Here is a 19,253-nt window from a genome sequence, read left to right as displayed (position 1 = left end):
GGCGGGGCGCACTGGGCCACATTGGGCGGGGGACGCGGGGGCGCCCGGGGGGACTTCATGGCGTACGAAGAGCTCGAAGCAGCGATGCGCCGACGGCTGGGGCGCGAGTGCCTCTACGTGCCGTCCTGCCGGCTCGGCCTGTACGTGGCGCTCAGACACTGGTGCCCGCCCGGGGGCCTGGTCCTGATGTCCCCCGTCAACGACGACGTCATCTTCTTCGTGGTCCTCGCGGCGGGACTGCGCCCGGTGCAGGCGCCGCTCGACCCGCGCGACGGCTCCCTCGACCCGGCCGCCGTGCCCGAGGAGCTCTGGCCCCGGCTCTCCGCCGTCCTCACCACCAACCTGTACGGCAATCCCGACCCGGCACCCGAACTGGCCGCCCGCTGTGCCGGGTTGAACATCCCCCTCATCGAGGACGCGGCCCACGCCATCGGCAGCGAGAGCGCCGGGCGCCCGGTCGGCACCTTCGGGCAGGCCTCCGTCTTCAGCCTCTCCAAACACACCGCGGCCAAGGCCGGCGGCTTCCTCACCATCGCCGACCCGGGGCTGCGCGACGCGCTCACCAAGGCCCGGGACGAACTCCTGGAACCCCGCGGCGCCGGCGCCGAACTCGCCTACTGGGCCCGCCCGTACGCCGAGGCGACCGTACGCGGGCTGCGCCTGGCCCCGGCGGCCTGGGCCGCCCTGCGCCTGCTCGGACAGCAGGAACGCGACGACATCCGCATGCCGCTGCGCCCCGCCGACCTGACCCGCGCCCTCTCCGTCGCGCCGAACCTCGGCGCCTTCCACTCCTGGGCCCGCGTCGACATGCACGACTACCGGGCGACTCCCGGCCGGGGCCGGCTCGCCCGCATCGCCCGGAAGGTGGGCAGGCTCGACGCCGTCCTCGACGCGCACCGCGCGGGCACGCGCACCCTGCTCGCCACCGAGTGGGCGCGGCCCGGACCGGGGCCGGTGCAGCCGCTGTTCCGGGTGCCGCTGCTCGTCGAGGACCGCGACGCGGCCCGCGCGGCGCTCGCCCGCGAGCGGATCACGGTGGGCTACCTGTACGACCCGCCGCTCGACGACTACGCGGGCGCCGCCTTCACCGACCCCTCCCCCGCGCCCGAGCCCGCCCGCTGGTTCGCCCGGCACGCCCTGCCCGTCGACCCGTTGAAGGCCGAACGCACCATCGCCGTGCTGCGCGCGGCGGGCGTACGGCCCGCGAGGGGCGGCCCCACCGGTGGCTGACACGGCCGGATCCGGGATCGAGGACCGCGCCGCGGTGCCGTCCGAGCAGGCCGTCACGGACAGCGCCCCGCCCACGGGCGGCGGCGACTCGATGTTCCGCAACGCCTACGCCCTGATGCTGTCGACAGCGGTGTCGGCCGCGCTCGGCCTCGGCTTCTGGCTGGTCGCGGCCCGCTACTACAGCGAGGAGGCGGTCGGTCAGGGCTCGGCCGCCATCGCCGCGATGAAGCTGCTCGCCTCGATCACCGCCACCACCATGATCGGCGCGGTGGTCCGCTACGTGCCGCGGGCCGGCCGCTCCACCGGGCTCCTGGTGCGCCGCGCCTACGTGGCCAGCACCGTCGTGGTGACGGTGGCCTGCGTCGGCTTCCTGTTCACGCTGCCGCTGTGGGGCCCCTCGTACGCACCGCTCTCCGGGCTCACCGCCGGGGCGGTCTTCACCGCGTCGTCGGTGGCCTGGGCGGTCCTGACCCTCCAGGACGGCGTCCTGACCGGCCTGCGCAAGGCAATCTGGGTGCCGCTCGGCAACGCCGTCTTCTCCCTCGGCAAGCTGCTCCTGCTCGCCGTCTTCTCCGCGCTCGCCCTCGGCGTCTTCGTCTCCTGGGCCGCCGCGACCGCGCTGTCCATCCTGCCGCTCGGCTGGCTCGTCTTCCGCCGGCTGATCCCCGCGCAGGCCGCCGCCGACCGCGACCGTCCCGTCCCCGAACTGCGCGAGATCGGCCGCTTCCTGGCCGGGGACTCGGTCGGCGCGCTGTTCTCCCTCGCCATGATCAACCTGCTCCCGGTGATGGTCGCGGTGCGCTTCCCCGCCGCCCAGAACGGCTTCTTCTTCATCGCGTACACCGTCGGCGGGACGATGGAGTTCATGGCCATCAACATGGCCTCCTCGCTCACCGCGCACTCCTCGCACAGCCCCGACCGGCTCGCCGACGGGGTGCGCGGCGCGCTGCGCCGGATGGCGCTGCTGCTGATCCCGGTGGTGCTCTTCCTGCTCGTCCTCGCCCGCCAGATCCTCCGCCCGTTCGGCGACGACTACGCCGAACACGGCACGCTGGTACTCCAGTTGCTGGCCGCCGCCGCGATCCCGCGGGTCGCCGTCGAGCTGTACATCGGGGTGCTCCGCGTCCAGGGCCGCACCGGCGTGCTCGCCCTCCTCCAGGGCGCGATGTGCACGCTGGTCCTCGGCAGCGCCGCGGTGCTGCTCGGCCCGCTCGGCATCTCCGGCGCGGGCTGGGCGCAGCTGTGCGCGATGACGGTGATGGCGCTGTGCTGCGTGCCGGGACTGCGCGGCGCCCTCGCGGCCCGCGCCACCGTCCGTACGCCGAGCGCCGTCAAGCCCCCTGATTTCGGCACGAGTTGGGCGATGCGGGCGCAGGCGGCACGGACGGAGGAGGCGCGGGAGTACGGGACGCGCTGGGCGACGCAGACCGCGTATCTGCGCGGCGGCATGGACACGGCGACGCCCGCGCTCGGCATCCCCGTGTACGCGCCGGGCGCACGCGATGCGCGGCCGGTCGACCCCGACCAGGGCTCGGCGACCACCCTGCACCTGCGCCTGCCGCCGGACCCCTCGGCCCCCGAGAGCGACGAATCGCTCCTGGTCACCGCCCTGTGGCTCCTGCTCGGCCTGGCGGCTGGGCTGTTCTGGGTACCCCTGTCGCGCGCCGCCGACCCGGTGGGCGGCGGCCCGGACCTCAACGGCGCGGGACTGCTGCACGCGCTGCCGCCGGTGAGCCTGACCGCCGGGGTGCTGCTCATCGTGGTGTGCAGCGCGGCGGTGTCGCTGTACCGGCCGCGCCCCGGCCTCCTGGTGGCCGGGCTGTGGGTGACGGTGGCGGCCCTGCACACCGCCCCGGTCATCCTGGGCGTCCTGCCGGACCCGCTGTCGGGCCCCTGGCACACCCAGCTCACCCGCTTCCTCTCCGAGACCGCGGGACTCGCCGCCCCGGGCGGCGTCGGACGCTGGCTGCCCCCGGCCCTCCACCTGCTGTGCCTGGCCCTCGCTACGGTGCTGCTGCGTGCCCTGGGCGCGCACTGGAGGGTGACCGCGGTGGTGGTGTGGCTCCTCGCGGTCACGGGCTGGGCGGCCCAGCACACCTTCGCGACGGTGGCGCTGCCGGTCTTCGCGGGACTGTTCGTGGCGACGGGGGCGGCTCTGGTGTACCGGGCGGCGCGGGGGCGGTAGCCGCGCCGTCACGGGGCTTTGATCCGTTTGTCCCGCTCGGCTGCGCCCCGGGTGGCGGCCGGCAGCGGCAGCCCCGGGAAGGCACTGGCGAGGGTGGAGAAGCCGGCCAGGGAGACGAGGAACGCGGTCGCCGAGAACCCGTGCACGAGGAAGAGGCAGGTGGAGACGAGCGCCCCGAACGACAGGCTGAGCGGCGCGACGAGCGCGAGCGCCTCCAGTCGGGCGCCGGGGCGCAGGGAGGCGGCCTGCGGATAGAGCAACGCGAAGCCGGGGCCGAGCGAGACGAAGAGGAGGACCGGGATCCATCGCAGCGGGACCCCTGCGGGGAGCTGGGTGGCGGCGAGGGCCAGCCAGCCGGATGCGGCGGTGGTGAGGCGGGTGTGCGGCTGGGTGAGCATCACGGCTGTTCCTCTCGGACGCGGACCATCTTCCCGACCCCGGGCCCCCCTCGCGCGCCCCCAGGTGGGTTGGGCCCTGGCAGGATGCCCGGTTCAGGCCACCTCAGCCCGTCCGGCGATTGAGGACGAGCGCCGTTCAGGCGCGAACGGGGTCTGGGGCGGAGCCCCGGCAACCCCGCCCTCGGGTGCGGACCGTGCTCGCGACTCGCGCAGTTCCCCGCGCCCCCAGGTGGGCTGACCCTTGGCAGGATGCCCAGCATCGGCACCCCCGGCAACCCCGCCTTCGTCCGCGGACCGTGCCCGCGACTCGCGCAGTTCCCCGCGCCCCCAGGTGGGTTGGGCCCTGGCAGGATGCCCGGTTCAGGCCACCTCAGCCCGTCCGGCGATTGAGGACGAGCGCCGTTCAGGCGCGAACGGGGTCTGGGGCGGAGCCCCAGGGGGCCGGGCCTCATCGGTGTCGCCGCACGGGAGGCGGGTGGGAGAACGCGCGGGCGGGGCCCGGGGCGGAGCCCCAGGGGGCCGGGCCTCATTGGTGTCGCCGCACGGAGGTGGGTGGGAGAACGCGCGGGCGGGGCCCGGGGCGGAGCCCCAGGGGGGTCGGGGTCACCGTGGAGTAGGTGGGGCGTATTGGAGGATCGTGCCGTATTCGTTCGCGTCGATCACGCGAAACCTCCCCGACCCCTCAAGCTCCCGCTTCAGCCTCTGGAAGCCCCCGGCCGGAAGCAACCCCTCCCCCGCCGAGTAGATGTCCTGCGTGCGCGTGAGGATGAAGTACACCGGCCGCCCGTCCTTCGGCAGCTGCGGCTCCAGATACCCCACCGGATCCCGCAGCATGATCGCGTTCTGCGGCTCCTCCTGCTCGGCCACGTACCAGTGCTCCAGCTGGTCGTAGCGGTGCAGTGCCTGCGGGAAGGACCCGGTGACGGCGAGGATCATCGAGCCCTTGGGCGCGTTGTCGAGCACCCGGGTCACCATCGCCGTCTCCGCGGGCGGCGTGTAGTACATCCGCTCCTTGCCGTAGTACGCCGGGACGAACCCGGCGACGAGCAGCACGAGCACCACCGGCAGCGCGACGGCCGCGCCCCGCCGGCGCACGGCGGCCGGCACCCTCCACCGCACACGCACCCCCATCCGCACCCGCACCCGCCCCCGCCCCGCCGCCGGCACCAGCGCCGCCGCAGCGAAGAACGCCGCGCCGGGCAGCCCGAACAGGTAGACGCGGAAGAGCATTTCGCCGCCGTAGTCGTTGACGGCGAAGAGCGGCACCGGCGCCACGGACACCAGGAGCAGCGGCAGCGCGCTCCTGACCAGTTTGCGCCGCAGTACGACGGCGACCGCCGCGAGCCCCGCGACCACCAGGACCATGACGATGTCGGCGCGGCCCTGCAACACCGGCCCGGGGCCGGTGAGTTCACCGGCGTACCCGGCGCGCGAGTTGTTGAGGAGGTTGCCCACGGACTCCTTGAGGGACGCGAGCGTCTCCACGAAGAGCGGCCGGCCCATGGTGAGGTCCCAGATCAGCATGATCAGGGCGGTCACGACGAGGAGCCCGGGGTTGCGGTAGCGCCGGGTCAGGTTGAGCGCGACGAGGGCGACGCACAGCATCACCGGGGTCAGCTGGTGGGTGAAGTTGATGGCGGCGATCATCGGGGCCAGGATCGCGACGCAGACGGCCCGCTGCCGCCCGGTGGTCGGCGGCGGAACACTGGCCGCCGCCGGGTCGAGGTTGGCCCGCGAGCGCAGCCCGCCCGCCGCCCCGGGGCGTACGAAGTGCCGGAAGACCACGGCGAGCACGGCCAGGTGCAGGATCAGCGCCATGCCCTGGGGCGAGAAGTAGTCCTGCCCGACCCAGTTGGCGACCTCGAAGATCCACACGCCGGTCCACACGAGCCGCCAGTCCTCGGCGAAGGTGCGGTAGATCAGGACCAGTACGGGGATGAGGACCACGCCGTAGAACAGCGGCGCCCAGTTGAGGTACGAGGCCGCGGTGTCCACGCCGAAGGCCCGCACGAGCCCGGCGTTGAGCGTGAAGAAGCCGGGCCACTGGTCGTACGCCGCCATGTTGCCGGACAGCGGGACGCCGGGCCGCAGCTCCTGGTTGGCGAGCAGGTGGTTGACGACCGCGTCGTGCTTGGACGCCCAGGGGTAGCGCACCGCGTTGTAGAGGATCGCGGTGGGCGCCTTGAGCGCGAAGAGCAGGGCGACGCTGTAGAGCCCCGGCCACCAGGGCGCGGTGCCGGCCCGCCGCAGGCTGACCACGAAGCCGCCGGTGAGGACGGCGAGGGAGAGGTAGAACGCGGCCGGAAGCTTGTCGATCAGCCCCCAGTCGCCCATGTGGAGGTAGTCGATGCCCGGCAGGGCGTACACCCACAGGGCGATGGCGACGGCCAACGGCAGCCAGGTGAACAGGATTTGAGGGGACATCAGGTCCGGCGCCGACGCCGCCGAGGGCGGAGAGGACGCGGGCCGCCATCGTCGCTTGCCCTTCACCGGGGCCCCGGCCGCACCCCGCTCTTCCGCCGACCGTCGGTCCACCGCGTCCTCGGGGTACTGCTCACTCCCCTGGACCGGCGTGGGCCCGCGTTGCCGCACAGTACGACTCCCCCCACAGATGTGGTCGCGGCCGTCACGCCGCCGTCCCCTGGCTGTTGTCCGAGGCTGTCCCGTTGAGCGAATTAGAAGTATAGGAACACTCTTCGCGTCCGTGTGGCTACCACGCGGGCGCCCCCGGCTTCCGTCACCCGGCGAAGACGGGCCCCTTCACCGCGGCCCTGGTCCGGCGGTAGAGCCGCCAACCCACCGTGCGGAAACCGTCGTTGTACGGCGCGATTCGCGCCCCCTCGCCGCGCATCCACGCCTCGACGTCGGCGACGGTGTGGCCGCGGCGCACGATGAGCCGGGCGATGCGGTAGGCCTCGTCGCGCTCGGAGCTGAGCGCGTGCCGCACCGCGACGGCCGTCTCGTACCCGGCGGCGCGCGCGGCCCGGCGCACGGCGCGGCTGTTGTAGCCGTGCGGGTAGGCGAGGTGGGCGATCCGGTGGCCGAGCACGTCCTCCAACACGGCTTTGGACGTGGTGAGTTCATGGCGCAGGGCGCGCCGGGTGAGGGTGTCGAGCTGGGCGTGCGAGACGGTGTGCCCGCCGATCTCCATCCCGTACTCCTCCAGGAGCTCCGCCTGGTCGAGGCGCATCATCGGGGCGGGCGGCAGCAGGCTCGTGCCGCCGGGTGCGAGCGCGCCGGTGGTGAGGTAGGCGGTGGCGGGCAGCGCGCGGGCCGCGAGGGCTTCGGCGGTGCGGCCCGGCAGGTCGGCGAAGCCGTCGTCGAAGGTGAGCGCGACGGGCCTCGGCGGCAGCGGACCCCGCCCGGCGAAGTGGGCGGCGAGGGCGCCGACGGTCACGGGCGTACGTCCGCTGTCGCGGATCGCGTCGAGCTGCGCCGCGAACTGCCGTGGTGTGACGGTGAATTCGGCGATCCAGGCGGGCGGGTCGTCCATCACCGCGTGGTAGAGCAGCACCGGGACGCGGGCGGCGCCGGCGCTCATCGGGCCACCTCCCACGGCAGCCGGTGGCCGCGCACCCGGCGCCGGGCGCGGAGGTAGCCGAGCGGCCCGTACAGCATGCCCCGGCGCTCCAGGCGGGAGAGCGAGCGCGGCCAGGGGTGGCTCCGGGCGCCGTGCCCGCCCGGCACGGACTGGTCGCCCGCGTCGCGGTGGGCGCTGATGGCGAGCGCGTGCGCGAGGCCCCGCGGCACCCGGGCGAGCAGCGCGGGCAGCAGCGCGGGGCGGCGGGCGATGATCGCGGTGAGGTAGGCGGTGAGCCCGGCGCCGTACCCGTACGCCTGGTTCTCCAGGTCCTGCCAGGTCTCGCGGTGGTGGTGCCAGACCAGCGCGTCGGGCGTGTAGCTCAGGCGGTGGCCCGCGACGACGATGCGGGCGAAGGCGTACAGGTCGTCGCCGCCCCGCGCGGGGGTGCCGGTGCCGGTCGCCGGGTCGAACCCGCCGACGGCGCGCAGCGCGTCCGCCCGGAAGGCCATGTTGGCGCCGGAGCCGAAGCGGCCCGCGGTGAACGGGAAGAGCGGCTCGTCGGGCGGGGGTCTGCGCGGGTCGAAGTGGCGGGGCGCGAAGCCCTTGGTGAAGCCGCCGTGGCTCTCCAGGAGGATCTGCGCGGGGGTGGTGAGGCGGGCGGGCAGGATCAGGCCGGTGACGCAGCCGAGCCGGGGGTCGTCGGCGAAGGGCGCGACCAGCGCGGAGAGCCAGCGGGGGTCGGCGACCACGTCGTCGTCGGTGAACGCGAGGACGGCGCCGCGCGCGGCGGCGACGCCCCGGTTGTGGGCGGCGGCGAGCCCGGGGACGGGTTCCACGACGTAGCGCACGCCGCGCGCGGCGTAGTGCCGCTCCACGAGGACGCGGGTCCGGTCGGTGGCGGGGTTGTTGTCGACGACGAGGATCTCGTGGTCGGGGTGGTCCTGCCCGAGCAACGAGTCGAGCGCGCGGGCGAGTTGAGCGTCCCGCTCCCGCGTGGCGACCACGATGCTCACTCCGGGCTCCCCCGCGCCCCTGCCGCCCCGGGCGGGCCGCACCACCCTCTCCGCCTCCCCCGCGGCCGGGCCCTCCGTCCGCGGTCCGGAGCCCGGCCCGGACGGGCCCGGGGCCTCCCCCCGCCGGGACACGAATCCGGCGAGTTGCTCGCGGGCCGCCGCCGCGAGGGTCCGCGCGGCGTCCTCGCCCTCGCCGACGTGGGCGAGGACCGTGCCGACCGGTCGGCCCCGCAGCCTCACCAGGACGTACACCTCGCCGGGGCCGAGCGGTGGCGCGCCCGGCGCGGGGGTCAGGGACAGGACGTCCCCGTCGAGCCCGTCGAGATCCAGTTCGCCCACGCCGATGCCGGGCCCCGCGCCGTCCCGCACCTGCGCCCCCACCGGCCCCCGGGCCCGCGAACCGTCCGCCGTACGCGACGTGCGACGCGGCGTGTGTGCTGCTCTGTCCGACACTGCGTTCCCCCCGTGCTCCGGGCCTTGCGACGGCTGCGCCCCACCGGGGCTACTGTCCGGCGCCGCGCAACCGCCCGGCCCGCTTGAGGCCGCGCTGCGCGAACTCCGCGAGCCGCGGCCTGTTCCGTACGAAACCGTGGGCCCGGCGCGAGGGCTCGCGGGCGATCCAGTGCAGCGCCGCGCCCGCGCCGAGCCGTGTCGCGGCGCCCTCGTACACCGGTACCTCGCCGGTCTTCAGGGCGTCCTTGTACTCGGCCGCGCCCCGCCCGAGGTCCAGCACCGTGATGCCCGCCGCCGCGGCGGCCTCGGCCATCCGCAGGTGCAGCACGAGACCGGGCGAGTACTTGGCGAACTCCGGGTCGTACGCGGGAAACCAGCAGGCCAGCACCGTGCGCGAGCGCAGTCCGAAGTGTGCGGCGACCGGCCGGTCCCCCGCGTACAGGACGGAGAGCACCCCCGAGCAGCCGGGCGCGCGGGTGTGCGCGAGCTGCCGTACCAGGGCGCTGATCCACGGCCGTGCGAACCGGTCGCGCCGCCCGGTGCGGCGGTACTGCGCGGACTTCCACTCCATGAGCCGGGCGAGCGCCGCCGGGTCCCGCTCGTCGAAGACGAACCGGACCTCCCCGGCCTGCCGTCCGAGCCTGCGCTCCTTGGCGGTGGTGGTCCTGAAGAACTTCGGCGACTGCCGGCGCAGGATCGTTTCGTACGCCGCGTAGCCGTCCCCCACGTCGATCACGAAGGAGGCGTACGCGGCGGAGGCGGTCGGCACGAACAGCGACTGGCCGGCCTCCAGGTTGTCGAACGCCCACGACGACACTCCGCAGGCACGCAGCAACTCGCCCTCGGTGAGCGCCGGTTGGGGGTGTCCGACGATGCCCTGGCAGTCCGACACCCCGAACCCGATGGCCCGCCCCTGCCCCAACGCGCCCTTGTGGAAGGGGAAGAAGCCCGAGGGCGCGCCCCCCTCCTTCTCCCCGTGCACCACGGCCACCCGCGCGGAAGCCCGTACACGGCCGACGGCAAGGGTGAACTCCGGCTCCATGAAGGGGTTGCGCGGCGTCGGCGAGGCGGACCGCACATCGCGCCAGACCTGGAGCTCGCCGGCGCTCAGATCGCCGGGCCGCACCACTCGTATCCGGCGCGGCGCGTCCGCACCGCCGCCGGTCCCGCGCAGACCGCTCACCGCTCGACCCCCCGGTCTCCTGCCGCGCCCCCGATGCCCCAGGACGGTACCGGTCGATTTCACCCGCCGGTAGGTACCCACCCGCAGTTTGTGACCCTACGGCGAAGGGCGCCCCACCGATGTCGCTTCGCCCCCTTCCGGGACCACGGGACCGGTGGGGCGGACGGGGCCGGGGGCACGCGGGAGGCGCGTGCGTGAGCTAATGCACGGTATGAGCTACTTCATGACCGACCTGTCGGGCACCTCCGTCGAGGCACCCGACGAAGCGACGATGCGTACGATCCTCGACGGCCTCGCCGACGCCGACGACGAGCACCCCGATGTCTCCCTCACCCACGAGAACGGCTGGTCGCTGAGCGCCTTCCCCAGCGGCGAGCTGCTCTGGCTCCTGTGGGAGAACCTGGACGACCCGGACGCGTCCCCGCGCCAGATCGCCGGTGTCTCCAAGGACGAGGTGGTGCGCCTGTTCACGGTGCTCGCGACGGGTGACACCGCGGAGATCGAGCGTCTGGCCGGCTCCTGACGGCCGCACGGGCGGGCGCGGTCGACGGGAGGCACAGGGGCGTGCGGCGCGGGTCCGCGCGGCCGGCGCACTCCCGAGCGCCGTCCGCCCCGCGCAACCGGCGACGGGGGTTCCCGGCGTCCCTGGACACGTAACCGGAGGCGCAGCGGTCCGGGGAGGGCCGCGCGGACGAAGGGGGCACAGCCGTGGGAGAAGCGGCCGTGCCCGCGGGGTGTGTGCGGGGCGGTGTGCGGCGCCGGTACGGGCCGGACCCCGCCCGGGTTTGCCGGATCCGGCGGCGCCCACCGCACGGCGGTCACGGTGGCGACGGCCACCGCACCGCGTTCAGTGGCGACGGCCGCCACCGCCGCCACGGCCGCCCCGCGTCCCCTTCGGCCACGCCGGGGCCCGGTCCTTCCACGCCATCAGGCCGGGCCCCCTCGAAGCCGGGACGGACGCCGGGCACGTTCAGACCGTGCGGCCGGCCCGCCAGACCTCGCTCACCAGCGGGACACCGGGCCGGTAGGCGAGGTGGACGTGCGAGGGCGCGTCGAGGAACGCCAGGTCGGCGCGGGCGCCCGGGGAGAGCCGGCCGATGTCGGTGCGGCGCAGCGCGGCGGCGCCACCGGCGGTCGCCGACCAGAGCGCCTCGTCCGGGGTCATCTTCATGTCGCGTACGGCGAGGGCGATGCAGAACGGCATCGAGGACGTGAACGACGAGCCCGGGTTGCAGTCGGTGGACAGCGCGACGGTGGCGCCCGCGTCCAACAGCCGCCGGGCGTCCGGCCACTGGGCCCGGGTGGAGAACTCGGCACCGGGCAGCAGGGTCGCGACGGTGCTGCCGTTGGCGAGGGCGTCGACGTCCGCGTCGGTGAGGTGGGTGCAGTGGTCGGCGGAAGCCGCGCCCAGCTCCACGGCGAGCTGCACGCCGGGCCCGTAGGTGAGCTGATTGGCGTGGACCCGCGCGAGCAGCCCCTTGGCCTGGCCGGCGGTGAGGATCGCCCGCGCCTGGTCGCCGTCGAAGGCGCCCTTCTCGCAGAACACGTCGATCCACCGGGCGTACGGGGCGCAGGCGTCCAGCATCTCGCCGGTGACCAGGGCGACGTACCCGGCGGGGTCGTCGGCGTACTCGGGGGCGACGATGTGCGCGCCCAGGTAGGTGACCTCGTCGGTGTGCTCGGCGGCGATGCGCAGCGCGCGGGCCTCGTCCTCGACGGTGAGGCCGTACCCGGACTTGGTCTCCAGGGTGGTGGTGCCCTGGCGCAGCGCCTCGGCGAGGTAGCGGGCGACGTTGGCCCCCAGCTCCTCGTCGCTCGCGGCGCGGGTCGCGGCGACGGTGGTGCGGATGCCGCCGGCGGCGTAGGCCTGGCCGCTCATGCGGGCGTTGAACTCCTGGGTCCTGTCGCCCGCGAAGACGAGGTGGGAGTGGGAGTCGACGAAGCCGGGGACGACGGCTCGGCCCCGGGCGTCGACGGCGGTGTCGGCGGCGGGGGCGTCGGCGGTGCGGCCCGCCCAGGCGATGCGGTCGCCCTCGACGACGAGGGCGGCGTCCCGGATGAGACCGAGGGGGCCGTCCTCCCGCTCCGGGTCGTTGGTGACGAGGGTGGCGATGTTGCGTACGAGGGTGGTGCTCATGGATTCCTTTCCGCTCCCCGCCCCGCCCCTTCCCGAGACCCTCCGGGGGATGGATCCGGGCTGCGGGCCGTGCGTGGCTGGTCGCGCAGTTCCCCGCGCCCCTGGCTGCTCGGTGCCGGGCGGCACCATCCGGCCCCGGGGGTCAGGTTCGTAGGGTGGTCATGGCCTTGGAGAGGGCCGACGGGACGTCGGGGACGAGGGTGTGGGCGCCGTCGCGGACGACCTGGCGGCCCCCCACCACGACGTGCCGCACATCCGCGGCGGTAGCCGCGAACACCGCCGTCTCCGCGGCGAGCCGAGCCACGGCCCCCGCCGTCCGCACGGAGTCCAGGGCGATCGTGGCGAGGTCGGCGAGCGCACCGGGCTCGATCCGCCCGGCCTCCCCCCACCCCAGCGCCGCGTGCCCGTCCAGCGTCGCCGCGCGCAGCAGCGCCGCCGCGGTCCAGTGCCCCCGCGTCCGCGTCCGCAGCCGCTCGTCGAGCTCCATCGCCCGCGCCTCTTCGAGGAGGTCGATCACGGCGTGGCTGTCGCTGCCGAGCGAGAGCGGGGAGCCGGCCCGCTGGAGGGCGGGCGCGGGCCCGATGCCGTCGGCGAGGTCGCGTTCGGTGGTGGGGCACATGCAGGTGCCGGTGGAGGTGGAGCCGAGGAGCGCGATGTCCCCGTCGGTGAGGTGCGTGTTGTGCACGCCCGTGGTCCGCGCGCCGAGCACCCCGTGCTCGGCGAGCAGCTGGGTGGGCGTCATCCCGTACGCGTCGAGGCAGGCGGCGTTCTCCGCGGTCTGCTCGGAGAGATGGACGTGGAGCGGGGCGCGGCGCGCCTCGGCCCACTGGGCGACCGTGGCCAACTCCCGTGCGGGGACGGCCCGTACGGAGTGGACGGCCGCGCCGATCCGGGCGTGCGTCCGCTCCTTGAGCGAGGAGCAGCGTTCCGCCCACGCCTCGGCCGTGCCGTCGCTGAAGCGCAGCTGGTGGCGGTCCGGGGCGGCCCCGAAGCCGGAGGAGAGGTACGCCGTGTCGAGCAGCGTGATCCGGATGCCCGCGTCGGCGGCCGCGGCGATCAGCGCCTCGCCCATCGCGTTGGGGTCGTCGTAGGGGGTGCCGCCCGGCGCGTGGTGCACGTAGTGGAACTCGCCGACCGCGGTGATCCCGGCGAGCGCCATCTCCGCGTACACCGCGCGGGCGAGCGCGTAGTACGAGTCCGGGGTGAGCCGGGACGCGACCTGGTACATGATCTCGCGCCAGGTCCAGAACGTGCCCGAGCCGACCTGCACGGTGGAGCGCAGGGCGCGGTGGAAGGCGTGCGAGTGGGTGTTGGCGAGGCCGGGGACGGTGAATCCGCGCAGCACCACGGCGTCGGGCGGCGGCGCCTCGACGCCCGTGCGGACGGCGGAGATCCGGCCGTCGTCGGACACCTCCACGACCACGCCCGGCTCGACCGTGGGGTCGAGCCAGGCGTGTTCCAGCCAGTACGTCACCTGCACGCCAGGCCCTCCAGTACATCGGCGAGTGCGAGCACGCCGGCGACGCAGTCGTCCTCGCCGGCGTACTCGGCCGGCGAGTGCGAGACGCCGGTCGGGTTGCGTACGAACAGCATGGCGGTCGGGATCGAACCGGAGAGGATTCCGGCGTCGTGTCCCGCGCCCGTCCCCAGGACCGGTGCGCCGCCGCCGAGGATCTTGGCGATCTCGTCGCGCAGCGCGTGCTCGAACTCCACTACGGGCGTGAACGACTCGCGTACGACGGCGAGGTCCACGCCGTCGCGCTCGGCGCGCTCCTTGGCGGCCCGCTCGATCGCGGTGACGACGGTGTCCAGGGTGGACTGGTCGGCGGCGCGCGAGTCGAGCCAGCCGCGCACCATCGACGGGATCGCGTTGACGCCGTTGGGCTCGCAGGAGATCTTGCCGAACGTGGCGACCGCGCCCGCGAGTTCGGCCTCGCGGCGGGCGGCCAGGACCGTCTCGGCGTACGTCAGCATCGGGTCGCGCCGGTCGACCAGGCGGGTGGTGCCCGCGTGGTTGGCCTCGCCCGCGAAGTCGAACCGCCAGCGGCCGTGCGGCCAGATCGCGGAGGCGATGCCGACGGCGTCGCCGCTGAGGTCGAGCGCGCGGCCCTGTTCGACGTGGAGCTCGACGAACGCGCCGATACGGGCGAGGCGTTCGGGGTCGGGGCCGATGGTGTCCGGGTCGTACCCGGCCCGCTCCATCGCCCGCGGGAGGCTGATCCCGTCCTGGTCGCGCAGGCGGTGCGCGGCCTCGACGGTGAGCTGTCCGGCGGCGAGCCGGGAGCCGACGCAGGCGAGACCGAACCGTGCGCCCTCTTCGTCGCCGAAGTTGGTGATGGCGAGGGGGCGGTTCAACTCCGCGCCCCTGCGCCGGAGTTCGTCGAGCGCGGCGAAGGACGAGACGACGCCGAGGGGGCCGTCGAAGGCGCCGCCGTCGGGGACGGAGTCGAGGTGCGAGCCGGTGACGACGGCGTCACCCGCCTCCGGGTCGCCGGCCCAGGCCCACTGGTTGCCGTTGCGGTCGAGCTCGTAGGTGAGCCCGCGGGACTCGGCCTGCGCCCGGAACCAGGCGCGGCAGTCGGCGTCGGCGGCGGTCCAGGCGTGGCGGCGGTACCCGCGGGTTTCGCTGTCGCGCCCGATGGGGGCGAGCTCGCGCCACATCTCCTGGAAGGAGGGTCCTTCCCCGGCCCGCCCCTTCCCGAGACCCTCCGGGGGAACGTGCCCGGCTGCGGACCGTGGGCGGCTGGTCGCGTCCGGGGTCACTCGGGGGCGCCCTCTCGCATCGGGACGCGTACGCCCTTCTCCGAGGCGACCCGCTCCGCGATGTCGTACCCGGCGTCGACGTGCCGGATGACGCCCATCCCGGGGTCGTTGGTGAGCACCCGGCGGATCTTCTCGCCCGCCAGCTTGGTGCCGTCCGCCACGGACACCTGCCCCGCGTGGATGGACCGGCCCATGCCGACCCCGCCGCCGTGGTGGATGGAGACCCAGGACGCGCCGGAGGCGACGTTCACCATGGCGTTCAGGAGCGGCCAGTCGGCAATCGCGTCCGAGCCGTCGAGCATCGCCTCGGTCTCGCGGTACGGAGACGCCACCGACCCGCAGTCGAGGTGGTCGCGGCCGATCGCGAGCGGCGCCGCGAGCGTGCCGTTGCCGACCATGTCGTTGAACATGTCGCCCGCCTTGTCCCGCTCGCCCTGGCCGAGCCAGCAGATACGCGCGGGCAGCCCCTGGAAGTGGACCCGCTCGCCGGCCATCTTGATCCAGCGGTGCAGCGACTCGTTCTCCGGGAAGAGGTCGAGCAGCGCCTTGTCGGTCTTGTGGATGTCGGACGCCTCGCCCGACAGGGCCGCCCAGCGGAACGGGCCCTTGCCCTCGCAGAAGAGCGGACGGATGTAGGCCGGCACGAAGCCGGGGAAGGCGAACGCCCGCTCGTAGCCCGCAAGTTGGGCCTCGCCGCGGATGGAGTTGCCGTAGTCGAAGACCTCGGCGCCGGCGTCCATGAAGCCGACCATCGCCTCGACGTGCTTGGCCATGGACTCACGCGCGCGGGTGGTGAAGCCCGCCGGGTCCTTCGCCGCGTACGTCGCCATGTCGTCGAAGTCGACGCCGACGGGGAGGTAGGCCAGCGGGTCGTGGGCCGAGGTCTGGTCGGTCACGATGTCGACGGGGGCGCCCTCGGCGAGCATCCGCGGCAGCAGCTCCGCCGCGTTGCCGAGGAGGCCGATGGAGAGCGGGCGGCGGGCGTCGCGCGCCTCGACGGCCAGCTGGAGCGCGTGCTCCAGGGAGTCGGCCTTCACGTCGAGGTAGCGGTGCTCGATGCGGCGCTCGATGGCGCGCGGGTCGACGTCGATACAGATCGCGACGCCGTCGTTCATCGTGACGGCGAGCGGCTGGGCGCCGCCCATGCCGCCGAGCCCCGCGGTGAGCGTGATCGTGCCCGCGAGCGTGCCGTTGAACTTCTTCGCGGCGACCGCGGCGAACGTCTCGTACGTTCCCTGGAGGATGCCCTGCGTGCCGATGTAGATCCACGAGCCGGCCGTCATCTGGCCGTACATGGTGAGGCCGAGCGCCTCCAGGCGGCGGAACTCCTCCCAGTTGGCCCAGTCGCCGACGAGGTTGGAGTTGGCGATCAGCACGCGCGGCGCCCACTCGTGCGTCTGCATGACGCCGACCGGACGGCCGGACTGGACCAGCATCGTCTCGTCCTGCTTGAGGGTGCGCAGCGTCCGCACCATCGCGTCGAAGGAGCGCCAGTCACGAGCGGCCTTGCCGGTGCCGCCGTAGACGACGAGCTGGTCGGGGTGTTCGGCGACCTCGGGGTCGAGGTTGTTCTGGAGCATGCGCAGCGCGGCTTCCTGCTGCCATCCCAGGGCGCTCAGTTCCGTACCGCGCGGTGCCCGTACGGGGCGGGGTCCTGACATGGCGATGCCTCCTCGTGACCTGATCCAGATATTCACATCCTGGGTCACTGAATAGAACTAGTCAATACGTAACGCGCCCCTGCGCTCCGGCCCTCCCGGTGATTGGCTTGATCGCATGAGTTCCCAGGCAACGTCCCCCACGGCCGGGGCCGCCGCGGCCGAGCGTCGCGCACAGGCCGTGCGGGCCGCGGTGGAGCAGGGCCTCACCGGGCCCGACGACCCCATCGTCGCCCTCCTCGACATCACCGGCATCCGCGCCGGCGCCGCCGCCCTGCGCGCCGCGTTCGCCGAGGTCACCGACGCGCCGGTGCTGCACGCCTTCGCCGTGAAGGCCTGCCCGCTCGTCCCGGTGCTGCGCCTGCTGCGCGCCGAGGGCCTGGGCGCCGAGGTCGCGAGCCCCGGCGAACTGGCGCTCGCGCGGGCCGCCGGGGTCGACCCCACCGCCACGGTGCTCGACTCCCCCGCCAAGACCCCGGCCGAGCTGCGCGAGGCGCTCGCGCTGGGGATCGCCGTCAACGCGGACAACCCGCAGGAGCTGGCCCGCCTGGACGCGCTCGTGGCGTCGGCGGACACCTCCTCGCCGCTCGGGCTCCGCGTCAACCCGCAGGTGGGCGCGGGGTCGATCGACGCGCTGTCCACGGCGACCGCGACGTCGAAGTTCGGGGTCGCGCTCCTCGACGACGGCGCCCGCGACTGGGTCGTCAAGGCGTACGCGGCGCGCCCCTGGCTGACCCGGCTGCACACCCACACCGGCTCGCAGGGCGTGGCGCTCCCCCTCATGGCGCAAGGGGTCCTGGCCGCCTACGAACTCGCCGAGGAGATCAACGCGGCGGTGGGCCGGCGCCAGGTCGACACCCTCGACATCGGCGGCGGGCTCCCGGTCAACTTCGGCTCGGACGAGGAGACCCCCACGTACGCCACGTACGCGCGCGTCCTCAAGGAGACGGTGCCCGGCCTGTTCGACGGGCGGTACGCGCTGGTGACGGAGTTCGGCCGCTCATCGCTGGCCAAGCACGGCACGGTGCTCGCGCGGGTCGAGTACGCCAAGCGTTCGGGCGGCCGGCCCATCGCGGTCACCCACGCCGGCGTGCAGATCGCCGCCCGCACCGTGTACGCGCCCGCGTCCTGGCCGCTCAGGATCGAGGCGTACGACGCGAAGGGCCGCCCCAAGCCGGGGCCCGCCGTCGCACAGGACGTCGCGGGGCCGGCCTGCTTCGCCGGTGACCTGCTCGCCGAGAACCGGCCGCTGCCGCTGCTCGAACAGGGCGACCACACGGCGGTGCTCGACACCGGGGCGTACTACTTCGCCCACCACTACTCGTACAACTCCCTTGTCCGGCCCGGCGTTTACGGCTTCACGGCGGAACCCGACGGCGTGCGCTTCGCGACGGTACGCAGCCCGCAGCCGGTGGCGGAGCTGGTGGCGGAGGCGGGCGGCGACCACACGGACGCGCTGCTCTGAGCGCGGGCCCGTGCGGGATGCGGGGGCGGGTGGCTCAGCGGCGGCGGGATCCGCCGGGCGCCGCGTCCCCGGCGCCGAGGCCGGTCGCCCGGAAGCCGCGCACCGCCCCGCCCACCGGTGCGCCCCGGGGCACCCAGTCCGTACGGACCCAGAGCAGCGCGTCGGCCGTACGCTCCAGACGGCCGAGCCACGTGGCCTTGAGCCAGAGTCCGGCGCCCGCACCCGCCATCAGGAGGCCGGCCGCGCCGGGCAGCGCGAGGCAGGACGCGGCAGCGGCGAGGAAGGCGAGCAGCAGCCACCAGCGCCGGGCGCGCCGCCAGGTGCGGACGGTGACGGCGCGGTCCTGGAGGAAGTCGGCCTTGGCGGCGCGCGAGGCGGCCTCGGCGAAGTGCGCGTAGCGGCGGCGCCGGGCCAGCGGGACGACGGCCGCGGCGACGACGAACGCGGCGGCGCCCGCGAGCAGCCCGATCCGGCGGCCGGTGAGGCTCACGGGGAGCGCGGCCCCCAGGGCGGCGGCGGTCAGCCCCAGCCACCAGAGTGGGGCCGCTCCGGCCCGTACGACCACCGCCACGCGCGCCAGCGCCTGCCCTCCGCGACCCACGTCGCACCTCCCTGCGCTTGTTCGTCTCCGGGCGGAGGTTAACGACCCAATCTGAGCGCTTGGTGAGAGCGGGCCCACCCCTCGATGCCGGCCGGCACGCACCCCTCAGCCCGCCCTGCGCAGTTCCCCGCGCCCCTGGTGGGCTGCCCTTGGGCAGGGTGCCTGGTCTCGGCGTCCTCACGCCTTTTGGCAGGGCGCCCGTTCCCGGCATCTCCAGCCCGTCCGGCATAGCCAGCCCGTCCGGCGTCTCCAGCCCATCCGGCGTCTCCAGCCCGTCCGGCGTTTGAGGACGAGCGCCCCCTCAGCCCGTCCGGCGCTTGAGGACGAGCGCCTTTCGGGCGCGAACGGGGTCTGGGGCAGAGCCCCAGGTCCTGAACCTCAGCCGTTCATAACCCCCGGAGGGTTTCGGGAAGGGGTGGGGTGGGGCCATCCCGGGGCCTGGGGCGGAGCCCCAGCAACCCCGCTTTCGTCTGCGGACCGTGCCCGCGTCTCGCGCAGTTCCCCGCGCCCCTAAAGACGTAGGGCACCCGGGGTCGGGCCCACGGCCCGCGCCCACCGCGGCGGAGCCGCGCAAACGGCACAGCCCCGCGCCCCTAAAGACGTAGGGCACCCGGCATCGGGCAGTCACCCCCGGCGGGCGGGGC

At 74.6% G+C, this 19,253-nt stretch carries 14 protein-coding genes; 4 read left to right on the top strand and 10 right to left on the bottom strand.

Going from position 1 to position 19,253, the window contains the following annotated elements; all coding sequences use genetic code 11:
* Positions 1–57: 57 nt before the first annotated feature.
* Both OOJ98_RS01970 and OOJ98_RS01965 read left to right on the top strand, forming a co-directional pair.
* Positions 58–1,230 carry a DegT/DnrJ/EryC1/StrS family aminotransferase gene (locus OOJ98_RS01970; RefSeq protein ID WP_267052863.1) on the top strand — a complete coding sequence of 391 codons (1,173 nt, stop codon included), beginning with the start codon at positions 58–60 and terminating at the stop codon, positions 1,228–1,230.
* Between the two features lie 34 nt (positions 1,231–1,264).
* On the top strand, positions 1,265–3,415 hold the full coding sequence (locus tag OOJ98_RS01965; protein WP_267055471.1) for a lipopolysaccharide biosynthesis protein: 2,151 nt from the start codon (positions 1,265–1,267) through the stop codon (positions 3,413–3,415).
* An 8-nt stretch (positions 3,416–3,423) separates the two neighbouring features.
* On the opposite strand, the gene OOJ98_RS01960 is transcribed toward OOJ98_RS01965, so the two are convergent.
* The 5 genes from OOJ98_RS01960 to OOJ98_RS01940 form a co-directional block, all read right to left on the bottom strand.
* A complete protein-coding gene (locus tag OOJ98_RS01960) occupies positions 3,424–3,813 on the bottom strand; it encodes a hypothetical protein (RefSeq protein WP_267055470.1) in 390 nt (129 codons plus the stop codon).
* A 603-nt stretch (positions 3,814–4,416) separates the two neighbouring features.
* Complete coding sequence (locus OOJ98_RS01955; RefSeq protein WP_267052862.1) at positions 4,417–6,405, bottom strand: hypothetical protein; 1,989 nt, start codon at positions 6,403–6,405, stop codon at positions 4,417–4,419.
* A 145-nt stretch (positions 6,406–6,550) separates the two neighbouring features.
* Positions 6,551–7,354 (bottom strand): polysaccharide deacetylase family protein, encoded by an 804-nt coding sequence (locus tag OOJ98_RS01950; protein ID WP_267052861.1) that lies wholly within the window; start codon positions 7,352–7,354, stop codon positions 6,551–6,553.
* Positions 7,351–8,694: a glycosyltransferase family 2 protein gene (locus OOJ98_RS01945; protein ID WP_267055469.1), complete on the bottom strand. Its 1,344-nt coding sequence runs from the start codon at positions 8,692–8,694 to the stop codon at positions 7,351–7,353. The genes OOJ98_RS01950 and OOJ98_RS01945 overlap by 4 nt, the downstream gene beginning before the upstream one ends.
* A 157-nt stretch (positions 8,695–8,851) precedes the next feature.
* Complete coding sequence (locus OOJ98_RS01940; protein ID WP_267052860.1) at positions 8,852–9,985, bottom strand: GNAT family N-acetyltransferase; 1,134 nt, start codon at positions 9,983–9,985, stop codon at positions 8,852–8,854.
* 211 nt (positions 9,986–10,196) lie between these two features.
* Here OOJ98_RS01940 and OOJ98_RS01935 point away from each other — a divergent pair, with 211 nt between their 5' ends.
* Positions 10,197–10,508, top strand: coding sequence for a hypothetical protein (locus OOJ98_RS01935; RefSeq protein WP_267052859.1), 312 nt, complete (start codon positions 10,197–10,199; stop codon positions 10,506–10,508).
* 447 nt (positions 10,509–10,955) lie between these two features.
* Here OOJ98_RS01935 and hutI read toward each other — a convergent pair whose 3' ends face one another.
* The 4 genes from hutI to hutU form a co-directional block, all read right to left on the bottom strand.
* Complete coding sequence (gene hutI / locus OOJ98_RS01930; RefSeq protein ID WP_267052858.1) at positions 10,956–12,122, bottom strand: imidazolonepropionase; 1,167 nt, start codon at positions 12,120–12,122, stop codon at positions 10,956–10,958.
* A 142-nt stretch (positions 12,123–12,264) separates the two neighbouring features.
* Positions 12,265–13,602: a formimidoylglutamate deiminase gene (locus OOJ98_RS01925; RefSeq protein ID WP_267052857.1), complete on the bottom strand. Its 1,338-nt coding sequence runs from the start codon at positions 13,600–13,602 to the stop codon at positions 12,265–12,267.
* On the bottom strand, positions 13,593–14,783 hold the full coding sequence (locus tag OOJ98_RS01920; protein WP_267052856.1) for an allantoate amidohydrolase: 1,191 nt from the start codon (positions 14,781–14,783) through the stop codon (positions 13,593–13,595). The genes OOJ98_RS01925 and OOJ98_RS01920 overlap by 10 nt, the downstream gene beginning before the upstream one ends.
* A 98-nt stretch (positions 14,784–14,881) precedes the next feature.
* A complete protein-coding gene (hutU, locus tag OOJ98_RS01915; RefSeq protein WP_267052855.1) occupies positions 14,882–16,546 on the bottom strand; it encodes a urocanate hydratase in 1,665 nt (554 codons plus the stop codon).
* Between the two features lie 115 nt (positions 16,547–16,661).
* On the opposite strand from hutU, the gene OOJ98_RS01910 reads away from it, so the two are divergent.
* Complete coding sequence (locus OOJ98_RS01910) at positions 16,662–18,008, top strand: diaminopimelate decarboxylase (protein ID WP_267052854.1); 1,347 nt, start codon at positions 16,662–16,664, stop codon at positions 18,006–18,008.
* A 34-nt stretch (positions 18,009–18,042) separates the two neighbouring features.
* Here the strand turns inward: OOJ98_RS01910 and OOJ98_RS01905 are convergent, their stop codons facing one another.
* Positions 18,043–18,609, bottom strand: coding sequence for a hypothetical protein (locus tag OOJ98_RS01905; protein ID WP_267052853.1), 567 nt, complete (start codon positions 18,607–18,609; stop codon positions 18,043–18,045).
* Between the last annotated feature and the right edge of the window lie 644 nt (positions 18,610–19,253).

This window comes from Streptomyces sp. NBC_00083, assembly GCF_026343295.1.
Taxonomy (GTDB): Bacteria; Actinomycetota; Actinomycetes; order Streptomycetales; family Streptomycetaceae; genus Streptomyces.
The sequence above is the reverse complement of the archived record's forward strand: the minus strand, read 5'-3'. Positions and strand labels throughout refer to the sequence as shown.

Bases quoted from the DNA above. Each gene is read 5' to 3' on its own strand.
- OOJ98_RS01910 (WP_267052854.1), top strand. From the start codon at position 16,662: ATGAGTTCCCAGGCAACGTCCCCCACGGCCGGGGCCGCCGCGGCCGAG.
- OOJ98_RS01960 (WP_267055470.1), bottom strand. From the start codon at position 3,813: ATGCTCACCCAGCCGCACACCCGCCTCACCACCGCCGCATCCGGCTGG.
- OOJ98_RS01950 (WP_267052861.1), bottom strand. From the start codon at position 7,354: ATGAGCGCCGGCGCCGCCCGCGTCCCGGTGCTGCTCTACCACGCGGTG.
- hutI (WP_267052858.1), bottom strand. From the start codon at position 12,122: ATGAGCACCACCCTCGTACGCAACATCGCCACCCTCGTCACCAACGAC.
- OOJ98_RS01935 (WP_267052859.1), top strand. From the start codon at position 10,197: ATGAGCTACTTCATGACCGACCTGTCGGGCACCTCCGTCGAGGCACCC.
- hutU (WP_267052855.1), bottom strand. From the start codon at position 16,546: ATGTCAGGACCCCGCCCCGTACGGGCACCGCGCGGTACGGAACTGAGC.
- OOJ98_RS01920 (WP_267052856.1), bottom strand. From the start codon at position 14,783: ATGTGGCGCGAGCTCGCCCCCATCGGGCGCGACAGCGAAACCCGCGGG.
- OOJ98_RS01970 (WP_267052863.1), top strand. From the start codon at position 58: ATGGCGTACGAAGAGCTCGAAGCAGCGATGCGCCGACGGCTGGGGCGC.